The sequence below is a fragment of the Bradyrhizobium sp. CCBAU 25360 genome (assembly GCF_028128695.1).
GTDB lineage: Bacteria > Pseudomonadota > Alphaproteobacteria > Rhizobiales > Xanthobacteraceae > Bradyrhizobium > Bradyrhizobium ottawaense.
This window is the reverse complement of the sequence record NZ_LBJA01000001.1, coordinates 198,702-216,623: the sequence shown is the minus strand read 5'-3', so window position 1 is coordinate 216,623 and position 17,922 is coordinate 198,702. Positions and strand designations below refer to the sequence as shown.

Here is a 17,922-nt window from a genome sequence, read left to right as displayed (position 1 = left end):
ATGTTTCGCTACCAGGCGCTCAGACCGCCGTCGACGGCGATGTTCTGGCCAGTCACGTAGGACGCAGCATCCGACACCAGGAACAGCATCGTCCCCACCATCTCGTCCGCGCGAGCCATGCGGCCGAGCGGGATGCGGGCCCCATAGCGCGCCTTGAAGGTGTCGTTCTGCCCGCTCTCCACCCCGCCCGGGGTAAGGGTGTTGACGCGAACGCCCTTCGCCGCCCAGTAGGTCGCCAGGTGCTTGGTCAGGCCGATGACGCCGGCCTTGGACGCGGTGTAGACCGCGGGCGTGTTGATGGCGCGGCCGAGATATTCGGAGCCTTCGTAGATGCGCTGGTCGGGCGCCATCAGGCCGTAGATCGAGGCGGTCTGCACGATGGCGCCGTAGCCACGCTCGGCCATTCGGCCGCCGAACACTTGCGCGATGTTGAACATGCCGTCGAGATTGACCGCCATGATCTCCCGCCAGGTGTCCAGCGAAAACTTCTCGACGGGTGCAAAGAAGGCATCGACGTCGCGGGTCTTGCTCGCGGCGTTGTTGAGCAGGATCGAGACCGGCCCGAGCTCCGCTTCGATCGCCTCGGCCGTGTTGCGGACGGAACTTGGCTCGGTAATGTCGCAGCCATAACCTTTGGCGCCCACGGCATGGCGCGAGGCGACGTCGGCTGCCGCAGCATCGGTCGCGGCCTGATCGAGATCGACGATCGCGACGTTGGCGCCAAACTCGGCAAGGCCCTCGGCGAAGCGACGTCCAAGGATGCCGCATCCCCCGGTGACGACGGCGGTTCGGCCGGTCAGATCGAACAGAGCCTTGAAGCTCGTGGTCATCGCTTGAGGCTCCTCAGGCCGGCCGTCGTTGGCGCAGTAGCAGCTCCACCAGGACAAAATCGAGATCGGAATCGATGTCGATCGAGCGTTCCTCCGGCATTTCGAACAGGCGGGTATCCGGATAGAACACCGCAGGGTGCTCCAGGAACGACGCGACGCGCCAGACATAGATCGATGCGTTCATGTCGAAGCAGCGCGGCGCATCCTGCCGGCGCGTGATCGGAGGATCGGCGGTCTTGGAGAGGCCGACGCTGCCATCGGTGCGCTGCTCGACCAGGTTGAAATAGGGCGAGCGTCGCGCCGGTGCGCCGGTAATGACATTGCGTGTGCCGCTCTCGCGCAGCAGCGCGACTGCACCGGTGATGTCGGAGGCCAGCCTGAGCGGCGAGGTGACGTCGAGATCGACGAAGATCTCCGGCGTCCGGCCCGTTTGCGCGATGGCCTGCTCGAGACAGTGGCGGATCGCCGGCAGCTTCGGTGCGGTATCGGTCGCCATCTCGTCCGGACGTTTGACCGCGATGTCGGCGCCGGCCTTCAGGGCAGCCTCGAGTAGCGCGTCCGAATCGCTGCTGAAGGCGATCGCATCGAACAGGCCGGTCTCGCGCGCCTGCGCGATGCTCCAGGCGAGCACGGGCCTGCCCAGGAGATCGCGCGCATTCTTGCCGACGACCCCTTTCGAGCCGCCCCGCGCGCAGATGGTGCAGAGGGCGCTCATGGCGATATCCAGGTCTTGGTGCGCAGAGCACGCTCGCTGGCGTCGATCAGATGCACGACCCCGAGCGCCTCGGGCAGCGAGCAAGCCGGGCTCGCGCCACGCATCGCCGCGACATGCATGTCGCGATAGCTCTGGTCGCGATCGCTTGCGATCTCCGTTGCCTTGCCGTTGATAGCAAGGCGGCTGCCGACGAGGTCGGCTTCGATGGTGTCGTCGTCGACATTGACGCGAATGCGGCGGATGCCCTGCCGATCGAGATAGTCCATGTGGACGTGGACCGATGGCGCCCGCTGCATATCGAGCAGCAGGTCGAGGTGGTCGTCGACGTCGATGTCGCGCGCGCCTGACGCGCCACCAAGCGCTGCGACGCGATGCCACGGGCCGAACAGCCACAAGAGATAGTCCAGTTCGTGGCTGAGATCCCGCAACACGCCGCCTCCGGCGTCGGCCGTGGCGGATGCGGTCGCACGGTGATCGCGGCCGGGCCGCCAGTCCCTGATGTCCTGGCCGACATAGGCGGCGACCGTGATCACGTCGCGGCCGCTTAATGTCTCGGCAAGCGCCGTCATGACCGGGTGGAAGCGCAGATTGTATCCAACACTGACACGGGCAAACGGATATTTCGGGGGCGCTGCCGGTGTTGCGAAGAGCGGCTTTTCGACAAGCACGTTGCCGTGGAAGCCGGCCTGCGCGAGCTCATTCAGATTGTCCGCATGGCGCGCGGTCTCGGTGGCGATCACCACGTAGTCCGGATGCGCGCCCGCGACGGCCTGCGCGATCGATCCGTAGTCGCCGCCTTCGCGGCGGCTGACGGTCGCGACCCCTAGGCCAAGCTCGCGCAGGATGCGCGCATGCCTTGTGCCGATCGAGCCGAGGCCAACCACGACGGCTTTTGTGGGGGTCACGGGAAGACCTCGTGAAACTCCGCATGGGCCTGCTCGAAATCCTCCAGGCGGCCGATATCGAGCCAGTATTCGCGAATGGGATAGACCGCGACCCGTCCCTTGCCCGCGATCACGCGCTCCAGCACGGTCGGCATGTCGATGCTGATGCCGGGCGTGACATGGCTGAACACGGACTGGCCGATCACATAGATGCCGGCACTGACGAACCAACTCTCAGTCGGCTTCTCGCGGATGGCATCGAGAAAACCGTCCGACGTGGAAACCACGCCATAAGGTACGTGCACCTTGTGCTCGCGCACGGCCATCGTCGCTTCCGCCGGCGTTGCGTTGTGGAAGTCGAGAAGGGCCCCGTAGTTGATCGTGGTGAGGATGTCGCCGTTGGTGACGATCATGGGCAGAGCCGGCGGCGTCTTGAAGAGGCCGAGCGCGCCTGCAGTCCCCAGGCGTTCCGTTTCGTGGACGTACTGGATCGTGGCGCCGAAGGCGGCGCCATCGCCAAAATAGTCCTTGATCGTCTGGGCCTTGTAGTTGACCGAAATGAAGATGTTGCCAAAGCCCTGCTGCACGACGTTGCGCACGATCGTCTCGAGCAGCGGCCGGCCGCCGACATTGAGCATCGGCTTCGGCAGGTCGCGCGTCAGCGCGCCCAGGCGTTCGCCGAGGCCGCCCGCCATGATCAGGACAGGGTTCGGATAGTGAGCCGGTTCGAGCAGCTCATCGAGCGTCTCGACCACGACCAGATGGCCGCCCTCGTCGACAAGCGGAAGCTGCTTGATCGACTTCTGCCGCATCAGCTGCAGGCGATCCTCGCGCGGCAGCGTCGCTGGAGCCGACACCGGCGCGCGGTTCATGATGTCGGTCGCAAGCCCGGTGAGCGGGATGCCGCGCAGCAGGCCGCGCCTCACGTCACCGTCGGTGACCACGCCAAGCAGGCGGTTCTGGTCGTCGAGCACGAGCGCAATCTGAATGCTTCCGCTCTCGATGGCAGCAATGGCCTCGCCCACACTCGCCTGTGTTCCAACGACGGCCTTACGCCAGGATTTCATGGCAATCTGCCTCGTATACGCCAGATATTGGGGGGCGGCCCACGGCTGAGCCTGCTATATCGCGGCTGCGAGAGGCGGCGTCAACCCCAACGACATCCCCTGAACCGCCCTGTTAACCCAAGCTTTTCGCGGCCCGAATCAACAGTTTGAAGACCCGGGGTACCCCCGGTAAGATTGGCCCCGCGCAAGGGAATCGGGATGGACGATCTCATCATCATCGGCGGCGGCGAGCATGCTGTCATGGTCTACGAGGCGGCGCTGCTGTCCGGCCAGTTCAAGGTCGTCGGCTTCCTCGATCGCCAGCCCGCCACGCTCGCCGACGTCAGCTATCTCGGAACCGACGAGGCCGCGCCAGAGTATCCGGATGCCGCCTTCGTGTTGGGAATCGGATCGATGCAGGCGGGGCCCGCACGCCGGCAGATGATCGGCCGCATGCAGGTCAAGCGCTGGGCGTCCGTGATCCATCCGCGCGCGATCGTCTCGCCGTCAGCCACGATCGGCGCAGGCACGGTCATCATGCCGGGCGCGATCGTCAATGCGCGAAGCCGGATCGGCGATCACTGCATCATCAATTCCGCTGTCGTCGTCGAGCATGACGTGCGGATCGGCGATTGCACGCATCTGTCGCCGGGAACCGTGGTCGGCGGAGGCGCGATGATCGGAGAGAATTGCTTCGTTGGTCTCGGCAGCCGGGTCAGGGACCACATCGCGATCGGCAACGACACGCTGGTCGCGATGGGATCGGTGGTCACGGGTCCATGCCCGCCAGGGTCCGTCCTTCGCGGCGTTCCGGCAAAGCTGCAAGGTTAAAGCGGATCGTCAGGCTCGAGCGCGCGGGGCGCGGCCGTTCCGACCAGCGACCAATAGTCGATCGGTGGCCGGCCGGCGCCCGGTCGCTTGGCGGTGATGTCGGCGGGGCCGATGGTCTCGCCGGCCTTCAGCGCGCGCGCCGCAACGATGCTCTTGCGCGCCACAGGGACGTTCCTGATCTCGGAGTCCTTTGGCGTCTTCACGCCGTCGCCAACCGCGCGCTCGACGTTGCGGATGGCCATGACCATGCGCTTGAAATCGTCAGGCTCCAGTGAGGCAGCGTGATCGGGGCCTTGCGCCTTGCGGTCGAGCGTCAGGTGCTTTTCGATGACCGTCGCGCCGAGCGCGACGGCGGCCACCGAAACCTCGAAACCGTCGGTATGATCGGAGTAGCCGACCGGAAGCTGGAAAGCGGACCGCATCGTCGCCATCGCAGCGAGGTTCACGTCGCCGATGGGGCAGGGATATTCGGTCGTGCAATGGAGCAGGCTCACGTGCTGTGCGAGCGCCGTGCGCGCCGCCGGATCGCGCCACGCCGCGCGGAAGGCGGCGATGCCGGGTGGGGCATCGGATGGGCCGTAGCCATGGGCGAGCACGCCCAGCGCCTCCTCGATCTCCCCGAGCGTTGCCATGCCGGTCGACAGGATCAGCGTCGCGCCGGCCTTCGCGGCCGCATGCAGCAGCGGCGCGTTGGTGAGGTCGCCCGATCCGATCTTGATGCGCGGCAGTTTCAGCGACAGCAGGAAGGCGAGTGAAGCGTCGTCGAACGGCGTCGACAGGAATTCGATGCCGCGTTCCCTGGCGCGTTCGATCAACGTGTGATGCGCGGCACGCGGCAACTCGAGCCGCTCCAGCATGGCAAGCTGACTTTCGTCAGCAGCCGTCGTGCGCTGCTGATAGTCGGCCTTCTTTGCCGCGCTGCCCGCCAGCGCCTTCGCATTGAAGGTCTGGAACTTGACGATGTCGGCGCCGGCATCCGCGGCGGCATCAACCAGCGCCAGCGCCGTCTCCAGGCTTCCGTCGTGATTGACGCCGGCTTCTGCGATGATCAGCGTGTGCGTTGTCATGCCTGCGCCCCACCTGGCGGTGGCTCGTAAAAGCCCTTGACCAGAAGCTGCCTGAAATCCGGGATGCCGGCGATGATCTCGGCAAATCGCCGGCTGGATTCGCCGTCGCCGTAAGGGTTGACGGTGGCCTGACGGCCGCGCTCGAGCCCCGCTGCGATCGCGGCGGCAATGGCGCCGCGATCGGGCGCTGCGTGAAATACCGAGGCCGCGCGCTCGCGTCCCTTCTGACGGTCGCCGATATCGACGGTGGGAACGCCGAAGGAGGGCGCTTCGAGCACGCCGCTCGAGGAATTACCGATCACCAAATCTACCTGGCTCATCAGGCTGAGATAGCGAAGCTGCCCGAGCGAGGCGACCGCGATCGTGTTCGGCCGGCCGGCCGCGAAGGCCTCGATCCGGGCGTTCAGGGCGCGACCCTCGGCGTCGGCGTTGGCGAGCGTGAACACGAAGCGAAAGGCGGGATCGAGCGTCGACAGGGCCGCGAACAATTCATCCAGTTCAGCGACCGAGCGCCCGGCTTCGACCGTGACGGGATGAAACGTGACGAGCGCATTGCGTTCGCCGAGCGGCATCCCGATCGCGCCGCCGATGTCGTCGCGATTCATCAGATCGAGAAGCTTGATGGCGTCGATGCCGACCGAGCCGATGGTATGGATACGCGAGGGGTGCTCGCCAAGCTGCATCAACCGCTGCGTCGAGCCCTGATTGCTGGTGAAATGCAGGTGCGACATCTTGCTGATGGCGTGGCGAATGGACTCGTCGACCGCGCCTTCGGTGACGTCTCCGCCGAACAGATGCGCCATCGGCAGCCGCATGAACATCGCGGCCTGCGCGGCTGCGAACATCTCGAAGCGGTCGCCGAGCACGACGACGAGATCCGGCTGTAGCCTCGTGAAGGTATCGGCAAAGCCGATGACGCCGAGGCCGACCGATTTCGCGGTGCCGGCGCCGGTGTCGCTGCTCAGCAGCGTTTCGACGCGCTCGTCGACCTCAAACCCCTCGTCGCGGATTGCATTGAAGGTGTAGCCGAACTCCGGCGCAAAATGCATGCCAGTGGCGACGAGTTGAAGTGTCAGGCCGGGAGTTTCCCGGATCGCGCGCATCGGCCAGACCAGCAGGCCAAAATCGGCGCGGCTGCCGGTGACGAAGCAGATCTTTCGCGCGCCACTATTCATCGGGAGACCTGATGCTGGCGCTGCTGGGCAGGTTGATCAGCCGGCGTTCGATGGATTCGGCGGTGGAAAGATCGCCGCGGGGGTTTTGCGCGAACATCGGCAGCTTGTGCATCAAGGTCCAGGCCGGGCGCGCGCCGAAGCCGGCGTCGTTGAGCGCGGCGAGGACGTCGTCGCGGCGGCCGGCATTTTCCTCGTCGAGCAGGATCGCATTCAGCCAGTAATTGCTCGTGGTGTCCTTTGGCTCGCGCGAGAAGCGGACGCCGGCAACATCCGCAAAGGCGCGCTGATAGGCCGTGGCTAACTTGCGCTTGCTCGCCAGGAAGCCGTCGAGCTGCTCGAGCTGGGCGCAGCCGAGCGCCGCGTTCAAGTTCGGCAGGCGGTAGTTGAAGCCGATCTCGTCGTGGATGAAGGCCCATTTGTGCGGCAGCTTGGCCGTCGTCGTCAGGTGCTTGGCGCGGCGGCCCAGCTCCTCGTCATTGGTCAGGATGGCGCCGCCGCCGCCGGTGGTGACGATCTTGTTGCCGTTGAAGCTGAGTGCTGCAAGGCGCGCCTGCGATCCGACCGCGTGGCCTTTGTAGGTCGATCCCAGCGATTCCGCGGCATCTTCGACCAGCGCGATGCCCCAGTCGCGGGCGATCGCGGCAATCTCGTCGAGCTCGACCGGGTGGCCGAAAGTGTGCATCGGGGCGATCGCCGCGATGCGGCGGCCGGTCTGGCGGTTGATGGTGCCGGTCGCAGTCTTCTGTGCGATCGCATCCAGTCGCACCGCGAGAGCGCGCGCGTCCATGCCGAGCGTCTCCAGCGAGCTGTCGACGAAATGCGGCGTCGCGCCGCAATAGGCGATCGCGTTCGTCGTCGCGATGAAGGTCAGCGCCGGCGAAATGACCTCGTCGCCGGGCTCGACACCGGCGAGGATGAAGCAGGCATGTAGCGCGGCTGTGCCATTGACGACGGCGACCGCGCGCTTGGCGCCGGTGACCTCTTCGAGCATGCGCTCGAACCGGTCGACGAAGGGGCCGACCGAGGAGACGAAGGTGCTCTTGATGCACTCTTCGAGATAGACGATCTCGTTGCCGGCGAACACCGGTTCGTGCAGGCCGAGGATGCCGTTCGGCGTTCCCACCGCGCGCCGCACGGCATCGACGATCGTCTTTTGGTCGAAGCCTGTCCTCGTCACGTGACCGTCCACCATCGCCTCAGACATTGTACACGTCAGCCTTGTAGCGGCTCAGATTTGCAGGATTGGTGAACCAGTTCACCGTCTTGACCATGCCCCGGCGCATACCCTCGATGCCGCCGAATTCCGGACTCCAGCCGAGCTGCTGGCGTGCCTTGGAATTGTCGGCCCAGAGCCGTTCGACCTCGCTATTGGCGGGACGCAGCCGCGCTTCGTCGGTCTCGATTTCGATCGCAGTCCCCATGACGTCTGCGATCATCTGCGCGGTCGCGCCGACCGAAATCTCGAAGCCGCTGCCGAGATTGATGGTCTGGCCGACGACTTGCTCCGCAGGTGCCGTGAGACCCGCGATCAGGCCGCGCGCGGTATCGGTGACGAACGAGAAATCGCGCGTCGGGCTGACGGCGCCGAGGCGGATCTTGCGCTTGCCGGTCGCGATCTGGCTGATAACGGTCGGGATCACTGCGCGCGCCGATTGCCGCGGACCAAAGGTGTTGAACGGGCGGATCACCACGACGGGCATGTCGAACGAAGCCTGGAATGACAGCGCCATCTGGTCGGAGGCGATTTTCGAGGCTGAGTAGGGGGACTGCCCGACCAGCGGGTGGCTCTCCTTGATCGGAACCGTCTGCGCGGTGCCGTAGACCTCGCTGGTCGAGGTCTGAACGAAGCGCCGCACCCCGGCCATGCGCGCGGCCTGCAGCACGTTCACGGTGCCGCGCACGTTGGTCTCGACATAGGAGTCGGGCGCGACATACGAGAAGGGGATGGCGATCAGCGCCGCCAGGTGCAGCACGTCGGTGCAGCCGCTCGCGGCCGCGATCATGAAATGGGGATCGCGGATGTCGCCGGCGACCACCTCGACGGACTTGATGACGTCGGCCGGTATCGTGTCGAGCCAGCCCCAGGAGTTGAAGGAGTTGTAATACACGATCGCCTTGACGCGGGCGCCGGCCTTGACCAACTCCTCGACGACGTGCGAGCCGATGAAGCCGTCGCTGCCGGTAACGAGGACGCGGGCGTCCCTCAGATCTGCCATGCCGGACCCCAAAAGGCGATTAAGCCAGTATTCGCAACAAGATGGCGCTATAGCACACTGGCGGTTGCGCGCAACAGAGCAGCGCTTGGGGGCTGCCAAATGCCCGGGGATGCAGCAGTTTTCGTGGCGTGCCTAAGCCTCGCCCACCGGACTCAGGCGCTGCTTTACGAACGTCTCCAGATTCCCGCCTTCAAACAGGTGCCCCGCAACGCCCGCCGCCTGTGCGGCTTCCATGTCGCTTTCCTTGTCCCCGATCACCATGCTGCGTGTCATGTCGACGGGGAAGCGCCTGACGAGGTCGGTGATCATGCCCGGCGCTGGCTTGCGGCGGTCGCTCATGCGGCAATAGCGCGCGACGGTTCCGTCGGGGTGATCAGGGCAGTATTCGAATGCATCGATATGTGCGCCGACCTCCGCCATCTGGTCCGCCATCCACCGGTGCAGCGTGACCACGTGATTCTCCTCGTAATAGCCGCGTGCGACGCCGGATTGATTGGTAATCACGAAGGCAAAATAGCCGGCATCGTTGACGGCTTTCACGGCCTCGCGTGCCCCCTCGATCCATTCAAGCTTGTGCGTCTCGAACGTGTATCCGGAATCGTGATTGAGCACGCCGTCGCGATCGAAGAACACGGCCGGCCGCCGCAGCTGCTGGCGTAGTTCGCGATCGGCACGCGCGAAATCATCGGGAATGCCGATGTCGATGAAGTAACCGCGATAGGCCGTGCCACGCAGCTCGCCGGACTTGGCAAGTCCGGGGAATATCTCCTGCTCGAGCGAAGCGGGAAGCGTCGCGATGTCGTCGAGAACGGACTTGTCGATGACGTAGATGCCGGCATTGACCGGTCCCGTCGCACCCGCACCCGGGGCGATGAAGTCGCGCACCATGTCACCATCGAGCGCGACGCGCCCGTAGCGATCCCCGACGACGCCGTCACGCAATGCCATGCGCACGCGCCCGTCATGCGCGCGGGCGATCAGATCGAGCAGGTTGAAGTCGAACAGGGAATCGCCATTGAGCAGCAGGAAACGATCGTGCAGCAGATCGCGCGCATGCACGAGCGCGCCGCCGGTGCCGAGCGGCTCGGTCTCGCGCGACACGACGATTCGCGTCCGCCCCCGGACGGCCGCGGCGTAGTGCGTCTCGACCATCTCCGCCTTGTGGCCCGCGAGCAGGAGAATCTCATCGAACACGCCATAGCGCACCAGCTCGTCGATCAGCGTGTCGAGAAACGGCCGTCCGCCGACGTCGAGCATCGGCTTGGGAACCAGCTTCGTGCGCTCACCCAGCCGGGTACCCAGCCCACCGACGAGGATCGCGGCCTGTCTCAACATGAGGTGCCCTTTTCACAGCATGTTTGGCGGGCCATAGCGCCAATCTGCGACCATGCGAGGATCAAATGTCCGGTCCACTTCATATCAGCGCGAGCAGGGAATGCGAACGACCGCAGCCTGCCTGTTGGCAAACAGAACTGGAAACGGGCCGGTGCGCAACGCATCGATGACCGCAGGCTCGAGCGGCTCGACGGGAGGAAAATAGCTGAGGCGCTGGTCGGCTGCGAGATGTGTCCAGGCGATCGTGCGGGGCGTGATGATCGCGACCAGGTTCCAGGCGTTATCACCCGCTTCCAGGATATTCTGGATCGTGGACTTGGCTTCCTCACCCGAGAGTTCCGGGATCACCGAGGCGCCTGCGTCGGCAGACGGTTGCGCCGTCTCCGGAAGCGGTGCCGTTACGGTGCGGACGGATCGCATCATCCCGCCCAAAGCATCGGCCCTTCGCATCTGGAAGAAGGTCTCCGAATTGATTGCTCCCACCAGCGGTGCGATCAAGCTGCAAGCGTCTTCAAGCCGTTGACGTCCTTCGGCAGGCTGCAGCATCGTGCGCACCACCGATTTTGTCCGCTTCGCGACCGCTTCATTCACAGTGTCCAGATTGGAGAACAGATAGGCGGCCGGAGCGCCCGTGACCGCCTGAACGATGCCCATCGTATATGGGTCCGAAAGAATGATTCCCTTTCGTAGATTGTCGCGGAGCCAGCGAGCGACTTCAAGATCGTCGGCGTTGTAGTGTGAAACGACTGCAGTGCGGTCGGGAAGCGCGCCGTAACTGTAGCTCCTGACAATGCCGGACAGACCAATCCTGTCGACCGCCACGCCCAATCCCACGACCCCCACCAGACCGTAAACGTAGATCCGTCTCGACCGGGCGAGAGTCGACAGCGCGAGTATCGTGAGCAGCACGATGCCTGCGATTTCCGTCGGTCGCAGGAACGCCTGGTAGCCGGCAAAAGGAAGGTCGGCACGCCAGGCAAAGGCGTAGATCAGAACCACAAGAGCAGTCGCAAACAGCGTAATGGTTGCCGCAATCAGCACCCGTCGATATCGGGAAGGTCTGAAATCGATCAGCAGCTGACAAAAAGTCTCAGCGGCCGTGATCGTGAACAGCGACATTATGATCGTGCTGATGCGGTACAGGAAGGGGAAGCCCGAGAGTACGGCGAGCATCAGGCCGCAGCCGGCAATCCAGGACCACACGAGTGTCGCGAAGCCTTCGCTTTGAGGTCCGATCGTCCCCGAGGGACCGCGGAAGACAGGCCGGGTCATCGACCACCATGCAACGCCCAGTGTGATGCAGATGGTGAAAAGCGGCCCCATCGCCCGGCCAAGCTCGATCGTGGCGACCTGTGGTCCGGAGCCCAAGAACAGCTCTTCGCCACCCTCGATCCGTCTGCCCAGGATCAGGCCCGTAATCGAGGAGAACGTGTCGTTGGCGCTCATCTGCGGAATGTAGCCGAAGCGCATTCCCGCAACGCAGACGACAATTCCGCCAATGATCAGGGGCAGCGCGAAGGACAAAAATCGCAGGGTCGCGATGCTGGCGGACGGCCAGGCGGAGATCATCCGCACGATGGCAAGATACAGAAGCCAACTGGCCAGGACGGTTGGAACGAACAGGAAGGAGCCGCGATGTGCAAGCAGCAGCGTTGCCGGCCAGATCCAGCCAAGAAGGACAAGCCCTGCATATTTTTCGGTGTTGCTCAGGATCCTGACCACGAGTAGCCCGGCCATAAGCAACGCAAGTACAAGCGTGTTGTTGTTGAATGCGAACGCGAGCAAAAGCGTCGCGCCGGCGATAACCGCCAGCGGCAAAACGGATCGCGTCGACAGTTCGGTTGCGGTCCGCTTCGAATTGCTCATCAGCACGCCGAGAAACACGACGCTGCTGGCGACAGCCAGGCTGCCGTTTGTCATCAACACGACTGCGTTGCCGGTCGCGGCGAAGAAGAAGGCGATCCATTTTCGCGGAGACGTGGAATAGATGCCCTGCACGAAGGCATAGGACGCCAACAGGAAGAACAGGATCGAGAAGAAGCGATAGGTCCAGCTGAATCTCAGAAGATCCAGGCCCAGCGTTCCGGCGAGGGAGCCTGCCAGTGCTGAACGAAGATCGACATAGGATTGGGCCGCGTAGGGATTGATGACGCCACTGTCGGCGTACTCTTGCGCGGTCTTCATCCAGTGAACATCCGCGCCGATGTCCCCGTAGGGAAAGCTGGAAAATGCGCCGAAGGACCACCACCATGTCAGGAGCGCAATCGGCAGCGCCAGCATGCACCAAGTAGCGGCGGCGCGTATCTCGCCGGAGTTCGGACGCCAGTTCGGCCATGACCAGGCAAGGCCGAAGCCGGAGACGGCAAGCATCGCGGCGAACTGAAGCCACATATCGTTTACGAATAGCGAGAGCAGTCCGAGCAGGATGCCCGTTGTGGAGGCGCCAACCGTAAATCCGAGAACGACGAACTGAGCCTTCGTGAGCCGGCACACCTCGATGAATTTCGTTGACGCAATGGTCAGGATCGAAAATCCGGTCCCGAGCTGCATCAGGAAGAACAGAAGCGTCAGGACAAATGTGGTCGTCCACATCGCGAGGTCTCTACAATGGGCTTCGGCAAAGCAACCGGGAAATGGCGATCTTCAGTTTCCTATCGATAGGTCGGCCGGGCGGCCAACGATCAGCGAGCCGAGCGTAAAAAGATCCTCTTCGGAGAAGTCTTTGAAGCATGGCGCCAGTCGTTCCAGGATATGCCGCTCCGGCGGCCGGCGGTCAGGTTGGTCGCTGAGCAGTTGAAACCCCGCCTCCCTGAACAGCTGCAGATATTCGCTGTGGCGCAGGCGATTGACGTATTGGAAGCGCGACTGGAAGGGCGCCCAATCCGCATCGGAATATGTCAGGAAGTTGAATGAACTGATGGACGGATCGAAGCCTTTGAAATGGTCGCCATAGTCGATTTGCATGAGGACCAGTCCGTCAGGACGCATGATGCGCCGCAGCTCCTTCAAGATTGCCGCGATGTCGCGCTTGGGAATGTGCTCGAGCGTTTCGACGGAGACAGCGCAGTCGATCGAGGCGGCGGGCAGACCCGTCGTCCGGGCATCGGCCGGTGCGCGATAGTCGATCCTCCACGAAGGTTCGAGGTCCTCCAGGGAATTTATGTCGGCGTGGTCAGTGCCGCTCAATCGAGAAACGATGGCGGCGTTGGAGCGGATCAGCTCCAGCTTGGCCAGGCGCTCGATGTCGACGGTGATGAAGCGCCGGGCCCCGTGAGCGCTGAAAGCCAGCGGAACGATCAGATCGCGTCCGGCGCCGAACTCGAAGCAGGTCGAATCCTGCAGTGGCCGCAAACTGTACTGCTCGTGAACGGCCAGTAGCCGCTGCGCCAGGGTGTAGATGGATCTGACCTGCTTTTCGGGGCGCGGCAGCCGGCGTGTGACGTAGCGCTGCAGGGCGTAGTGCAGGCCTTCGCCCCAGGGGATATTCGACAGCACCGAGAACGCCCGCGCCTTTGTTTGCCAGCGCACGTCAGCGTTTCCCCGGCGGAATGGACGCCGTGATTGGAGTGATGCTGAGGAGCAGTCGCTGAAGCACGGTGTGGATCCAGGAAAGGCCGATGTTCCGGCCTGTTTTCAGGCGGGTACCAGGTCACGTAGCCGGATTCGGTCATACGGGAGGCGCAGCGGCAATGCAAGGATTCCAGGGCTGGCAGGATCGCGGGGACCTGTACCGGAAGCGGAGCGTCATCTTGTCTGGCTGCCACGCCTTGTCCGCTGCCACGCGGCCGCAAAGACTGGCTGATCTCGAGCGTGACGACGGTGCTCGCGCCGTCTCTTTGGAGCCGCTCGATGCGACGCCGTTCCCGGTTGATTCTCCTGTCGGCTCAGCGTAAACAGGCCCTGAAATCGCGTCGACGTTTTAGCATGCGGGCAAGAACATCGCGTATGATTTGTCCAAAGCCGCCGGCCGGTTCGGTCTGTGCCGATCCCTTGCCCTCCCGCCGAGTTTTGTCGAATGCCCGGTGAATTGCTGATTGGCGAGGCCGTCGCAAGGGGCTATCCGCCCGCCGTGCTCTATCTGCGCAATGACGAGACCGTCACGACGGAAGTCTGCGCATTCAACTACTTCTCGGTCTTCATGAAGGATCATCCGGAGGTGGATGCTCACGTCTGGCTCTTCGACGGAGCGGGCAGGCCGGCTGGATATTTCCACAGGGAACTTGGCGTCAACGGACAATTGCAATTGCAGACTTCGGAGCTGTGTCCGCGCGTTTCGGGAACGGTCGCGATGGCGCTGGTCCCGAAGCACGAGACCAAGCTTCGTCCCGGACGCAAGGTAACGACCGGCTATTACGCACAATATTTCTCGCAGCACGGTGCGATAACGTTGTCGCACGAGCGCGAACCGGTCGCGGCAGCGCCGTTCCCGACCTCCGCCTGGATGCAATCCTATCTCACGCGCTTCCTGAAGGAGTCCGGCGTGGTGCTCGTGAACTCCTGCATGGCGTCCGAAGGCGTCTCGGTCGGGACGGCACGGCTCATGGCCTTGGACGGCACGGCATTGGGTCAGCGCGAGATACCGGAGATCGCGCCGATGGGCGCCATCCGCATCAGCACGCTGGACCTTTTCCCCGAGGCTGAACGGCTGATCGGTGCGGCCGAAGGTTTCGCCCTGGAATTCAAGGGCACCAACATCGCAAGTCCGTTCAGCTATTATGAATTTGCCAACGGCAAGTTCAGCCTGCATCATTTTTAGGGGCGCGCCCGTGACACGTTTCTCGTCCAGCCCCTGGAAGCCCTACGAGCCCAGATTCATGTTCCCGACTTTCGCGGGTGTCGAGTCGCGCATGGGTTTTTCGATCCCTGCCTGGTATCGTCCGGTCGACATCAAGTATCTCCGCAGTCTCGTCGCCGGCAGCCTGCGCAAGAATTTTCGCGAAACGGTCAAGGATCTCGTTCCCGAGCTCGCCAGCCTGGTCGCCTCGGGCTTCAGCAAAAAGCTCAGGTTCAAGCTGCACATCCTGTCGCGCGACGGCGACTACCGGGCGACCTACGAGTTTCCGGAAGACTACGCGCCGGGCGCCTCCGTCGAGATCGAGCTGTCGCGCCTTTTCGCCTCGCTCAAGCTCCCGCAGCACGATTATCTGGTCATCGCCGTGATGTCGCGCGGGCGGATGGACGGCTTCCGTTCCTCGCCTGCCAGCTATTCGATGACCTATGTCGATCAGGACAACGTCGCGATCTACCGCACCGGCGCGTTTGCCCGGCCCTTGAACGAAGGCAGGCTCAAGGCGCATGTCGGGTTCACCGGGATCAATCCGAAGATCATTGCGACCAGCGAGATCGTCAGCAGCGTGATGCTGATCAATCACTCCTCCGACCCAGAGTATGCTCATGCGGCGCGGCCGACGTCGAAGCTGATCCGCGAGGACGGCGAGCAGATCGAGGGCGATTTCGGCGAGATCCCGCCGCTCGGTGCGCGAGAGGTGTCGGTCGTCGACATGTTCGGCAGTCGCGTGTTCGACTTTCTCAAGCCGTTCGGCGGCCGCGGGACCACAGTTACCACTTGCACCGGAATGACGCTCGCGAGCCTGCACTTGCAGCGCACGAACGACAATCGGCGGACGTTGCTGGGCATCGAGCACTCGCGGCCCGCGCACATGAACCTCGCCGGCATTCTCCAGCATTGATCAAGGAAATCGATTGTCGGAGCACGGGGCAATGCTGTCATGGTCCGGCGGTCTTGGCCGGTTGCTGAAGTTTGACGATCACATGAAGACTCCATCCCTCGGCCTGGTGCTGGGGTTCTGGGTCATCTCGAACGTTCTGGTCATCACCTGGTATTGGGTGAATGTATCCGACCGCTATCTCCCGGGCCTGCTGCGGTACGCCGGAATAGCCTTCTACGTGGCCGTCGCGCTCGTTCCGCTGCTGCTCCTGTTCAAGGTGAGACGGAGCTTCTTCAATCCAGTCGCACTGGGACTGCTCGTCAGTTGCTGCCTTGCGTTGTCCATCACTGCGCACGAAGCCAACCTGCTGCGTGAGCAACTGCAGTTCAGCCTCGATCACGAGCGCGAGTTTGCCCATATGGACGCCGTCGAAGGCGTCATGCGGCCGTTGCTCGCCAAGATTACCGAGGCCTACGTCCAGATATTCGGCGACGATCGCACCCACGGCGGCTCGACGTTCCACACCCACATCATCGCCAACTATTTGTTCGATTCTCTGTCGTTTCTCGCCGTCTTTGCGCTGGCGACGCTGCTTCTTTCGCCGACTGCGACGTGGCTCTGTCTGCTGACTTTTGCGTTCTACACCCAGATCGCGATCTACCCGGGACGCATGGGTCCCGTCTTCATTGCTGGCGGCTTGTTCTGGCAGCTCTTTCTGCTGACGTCGCGGCGATATCCCGCCGCGATCATTTCCGGACTGATCATCAGTTTCGGGCGGACCGATGTCGTGTTCGCTTCGGCGTTCTCGCTGCTGGCCCTCGCGGCTTTCGAGCGGCGATGGCCGACACTGAAGGAGTGGGTCGTGTTCGCTTTGCTGGTCGGCATCTCGCTGGCCGTGCCAAAGACGCTGATCTGGATGCATCCAGGAACGGATTACAGGTCATTCCTGGTCACCAATGGCGACTTCAGCAAGCTCGTCGGCAATCTTCTAGCCATGAAGCTCGTGGTGGCGATCGCCAGTCCCGTGCTCGTGATCGCGATCGTGAGGACATTTGCCTTGACCCGGACGATCGCCGTAGTCGGTTCGGCTTGCTTGATCCATGTGGGGCTCGTCTTTTTCATAGCGGATTTCTCCGAGACCCGGCTCATCATACCTGGGCTCGCGGGGCTCGTCTTCGTGGCTAGTGAAGGGCTTGGGAAATTGCTGGAAGGCAAGAGCGAGGCGCAAGCCGGTAGCGGCTGAGGCCGGTGCTGCCCTGGATCACCGCTGAAGGGGCGGCGAGTGCGGTCTCGCCATCCTCATGCTCCGCGTGGCTACCAGACGCTCCGCCCGCCATCCATGACGAGATTCTGCCCGGTCATGTAGCTCGAGGCGTCCGAGCAGAGGAACTGCACTGCCGCGCGATATTCGTCGACATCGGCCATCCGCCCCATCGGGATCAAGCGCGTCAGTCGTTCGACGAAGGCCGGGTCCTGGTTGTTGAAGACGCCCCCCGGCGAGATCGCGTTGACGCGCACGCCGTGATCGGCCCAGTAGGTTGCCAGATATTTCGTCAGCCCGATCAAGCCGTGCTTGATCACCGAATAGGTCACGGGCTTCACCGGCTGTTCTTCTTCGCGCGTCACCTGCGGCTGGCGGTAGAGCCGCTGGTCCGGCGCGATCACGCCGAGATCGGAGGCGATGTTGAGGACCACGCCACGGCCCCGTCTGGCCATCTCGCCGCCGAACACCTGCGCGCACAGCATCGCGCCGGTCAGGCCGACGGCAATTTCGGTTTGCCATTGCGGCACCGGAAACGCCTCGAAGCGCGAGGAGTGCATGACGCCCGGGCTCGACGTCACCTTCGGATCGATCGCGGCGTTGTTGACGAGGATGTCGACGGTAAGGCCGCGGCCTGCCAGCTGCTCATTGGCGGCGCGAACCGAGTTGAGCGAGGTGACGTTGATCTCGAGCGCGATCAGATCTGAGGACGGCGCGGTCTGCTTGAGTGCGGCGACAGCGGCTTCGGCTTGAGGAAGCTCGACGTCGGTGACGACGACGCGTGCACCTGCCTCTGTAAGGGCGGCGACATGCTGCCGCCCGAGCAGGCCGCCTGCGCCGGTCACGAGCGCGGTGCGGCCGGTCAGGTCATAGCGCGAAGACGGGCTTGCCAT

16 protein-coding genes are annotated in these 17,922 nt (G+C 63.6%); 4 read left to right on the top strand and 12 right to left on the bottom strand.

Going from position 1 to position 17,922, the window contains the following annotated elements; all coding sequences use genetic code 11:
- Positions 1-8: 8 nt before the first annotated feature.
- From XH81_RS00900 to XH81_RS00885, 4 genes are read right to left on the bottom strand one after another with little or no spacing between them, the layout of a single operon-like run.
- Complete coding sequence (locus XH81_RS00900; RefSeq protein WP_097668484.1) at positions 9-830, bottom strand: SDR family oxidoreductase; 822 nt, start codon at positions 828-830, stop codon at positions 9-11.
- 13 nt (positions 831-843) lie between these two features.
- Entirely contained in the window at positions 844-1,545 is a 702-nt protein-coding gene (locus XH81_RS00895) for an acylneuraminate cytidylyltransferase family protein (protein WP_095425642.1), read from the bottom strand.
- Positions 1,542-2,450, bottom strand: a complete 909-nt coding sequence (locus XH81_RS00890) for a Gfo/Idh/MocA family protein (protein WP_095425641.1) — start codon at positions 2,448-2,450, stop codon at positions 1,542-1,544. Before XH81_RS00890 ends, XH81_RS00895 begins: the two co-directional genes overlap by 4 nt.
- Positions 2,447-3,496 (bottom strand): nucleotidyltransferase family protein, encoded by a 1,050-nt coding sequence (locus tag XH81_RS00885; protein ID WP_097668485.1) that lies wholly within the window; start codon positions 3,494-3,496, stop codon positions 2,447-2,449. Before XH81_RS00885 ends, XH81_RS00890 begins: the two co-directional genes overlap by 4 nt.
- Before the next feature lie 198 nt (positions 3,497-3,694).
- Between XH81_RS00885 and XH81_RS00880 the strand changes: the two genes are divergently transcribed.
- Complete coding sequence (locus XH81_RS00880; protein WP_097668486.1) at positions 3,695-4,306, top strand: acetyltransferase; 612 nt, start codon at positions 3,695-3,697, stop codon at positions 4,304-4,306.
- Here XH81_RS00880 and neuB read toward each other — a convergent pair.
- The 7 genes from neuB to XH81_RS00845 form a co-directional block, all read right to left on the bottom strand.
- On the bottom strand, positions 4,303-5,373 hold the full coding sequence (gene neuB, locus XH81_RS00875) for an N-acetylneuraminate synthase (protein WP_097668487.1): 1,071 nt from the start codon (positions 5,371-5,373) through the stop codon (positions 4,303-4,305). The two genes, XH81_RS00880 and neuB, sit on opposite strands and share 4 nt — an antisense overlap.
- Positions 5,370-6,548 carry a UDP-N-acetylglucosamine 2-epimerase gene (neuC, locus tag XH81_RS00870; RefSeq protein ID WP_097668488.1) on the bottom strand — a complete coding sequence of 393 codons (1,179 nt, stop codon included), beginning with the start codon at positions 6,546-6,548 and terminating at the stop codon, positions 5,370-5,372. Before neuC ends, neuB begins: the two co-directional genes overlap by 4 nt.
- Positions 6,541-7,725, bottom strand: a complete 1,185-nt coding sequence (locus XH81_RS00865; protein ID WP_245448745.1) for a LegC family aminotransferase — start codon at positions 7,723-7,725, stop codon at positions 6,541-6,543. The genes neuC and XH81_RS00865 overlap by 8 nt, the downstream gene beginning before the upstream one ends.
- A gap of 19 nt (positions 7,726-7,744) precedes the next feature.
- On the bottom strand, positions 7,745-8,764 hold the full coding sequence (locus XH81_RS00860) for an NAD-dependent 4,6-dehydratase LegB (protein ID WP_097668490.1): 1,020 nt from the start codon (positions 8,762-8,764) through the stop codon (positions 7,745-7,747).
- A gap of 132 nt (positions 8,765-8,896) precedes the next feature.
- The gene (locus tag XH81_RS00855) at positions 8,897-10,099 is read right to left on the bottom strand and encodes an HAD-IIIA family hydrolase (protein ID WP_271595639.1); all 1,203 of its coding nucleotides are present in this window, start codon (positions 10,097-10,099) and stop codon (positions 8,897-8,899) included.
- Positions 10,100-10,183: 84 nt separating this feature from the next.
- Positions 10,184-12,691: a hypothetical protein gene (locus XH81_RS00850; protein WP_097668492.1), complete on the bottom strand. Its 2,508-nt coding sequence runs from the start codon at positions 12,689-12,691 to the stop codon at positions 10,184-10,186.
- Positions 12,692-12,742: 51 nt separating this feature from the next.
- Positions 12,743-13,627, bottom strand: coding sequence for a class I SAM-dependent methyltransferase (locus XH81_RS00845; RefSeq protein WP_161966397.1), 885 nt, complete (start codon positions 13,625-13,627; stop codon positions 12,743-12,745).
- Positions 13,628-14,114: 487 nt separating this feature from the next.
- Here XH81_RS00845 and XH81_RS00840 point away from each other — a divergent pair, with 487 nt between their 5' ends.
- The 3 genes from XH81_RS00840 to XH81_RS00830 all read left to right on the top strand — a co-directional run bounded on the left by XH81_RS00840 (position 14,115) and on the right by XH81_RS00830 (position 17,011).
- Entirely contained in the window at positions 14,115-14,855 is a 741-nt protein-coding gene (locus tag XH81_RS00840; RefSeq protein ID WP_161966398.1) for a hypothetical protein, read from the top strand.
- Between the two features lie 91 nt (positions 14,856-14,946).
- A complete protein-coding gene (locus XH81_RS00835) occupies positions 14,947-15,789 on the top strand; it encodes a hypothetical protein (RefSeq protein ID WP_271595638.1) in 843 nt (280 codons plus the stop codon).
- A gap of 82 nt (positions 15,790-15,871) precedes the next feature.
- The gene (locus XH81_RS00830) at positions 15,872-17,011 is read left to right on the top strand and encodes a hypothetical protein (RefSeq protein ID WP_179879899.1); all 1,140 of its coding nucleotides are present in this window, start codon (positions 15,872-15,874) and stop codon (positions 17,009-17,011) included.
- Between the two features lie 71 nt (positions 17,012-17,082).
- Here XH81_RS00830 and XH81_RS00825 read toward each other — a convergent pair whose 3' ends face one another.
- Positions 17,083-17,922: an SDR family oxidoreductase gene (locus XH81_RS00825; RefSeq protein WP_097668495.1), complete on the bottom strand. Its 840-nt coding sequence runs from the start codon at positions 17,920-17,922 to the stop codon at positions 17,083-17,085.

Coding starts and splice junctions, on each gene's coding strand:
- XH81_RS00900 (WP_097668484.1), bottom strand. CDS start 830: ATGACCACGAGCTTCAAGGCTCTGTTCGATCTGACCGGCCGAACCGCC.
- XH81_RS00895 (WP_095425642.1), bottom strand. CDS start 1,545: ATGAGCGCCCTCTGCACCATCTGCGCGCGGGGCGGCTCGAAAGGGGTC.
- XH81_RS00885 (WP_097668485.1), bottom strand. CDS start 3,496: ATGAAATCCTGGCGTAAGGCCGTCGTTGGAACACAGGCGAGTGTGGGC.
- XH81_RS00880 (WP_097668486.1), top strand. CDS start 3,695: ATGGACGATCTCATCATCATCGGCGGCGGCGAGCATGCTGTCATGGTC.
- neuB (WP_097668487.1), bottom strand. CDS start 5,373: ATGACAACGCACACGCTGATCATCGCAGAAGCCGGCGTCAATCACGAC.
- neuC (WP_097668488.1), bottom strand. CDS start 6,548: ATGAATAGTGGCGCGCGAAAGATCTGCTTCGTCACCGGCAGCCGCGCC.
- XH81_RS00860 (WP_097668490.1), bottom strand. CDS start 8,764: ATGGCAGATCTGAGGGACGCCCGCGTCCTCGTTACCGGCAGCGACGGC.
- XH81_RS00855 (WP_271595639.1), bottom strand. CDS start 10,099: ATGTTGAGACAGGCCGCGATCCTCGTCGGTGGGCTGGGTACCCGGCTG.
- XH81_RS00850 (WP_097668492.1), bottom strand. CDS start 12,691: ATGTGGACGACCACATTTGTCCTGACGCTTCTGTTCTTCCTGATGCAG.
- XH81_RS00840 (WP_161966398.1), top strand. CDS start 14,115: ATGCCCGGTGAATTGCTGATTGGCGAGGCCGTCGCAAGGGGCTATCCG.
- XH81_RS00835 (WP_271595638.1), top strand. CDS start 14,947: ATGGGTTTTTCGATCCCTGCCTGGTATCGTCCGGTCGACATCAAGTAT.
- XH81_RS00830 (WP_179879899.1), top strand. CDS start 15,872: ATGAAGACTCCATCCCTCGGCCTGGTGCTGGGGTTCTGGGTCATCTCG.
- XH81_RS00825 (WP_097668495.1), bottom strand. CDS start 17,922: ATGGCAAGCCCGTCTTCGCGCTATGACCTGACCGGCCGCACCGCGCTC.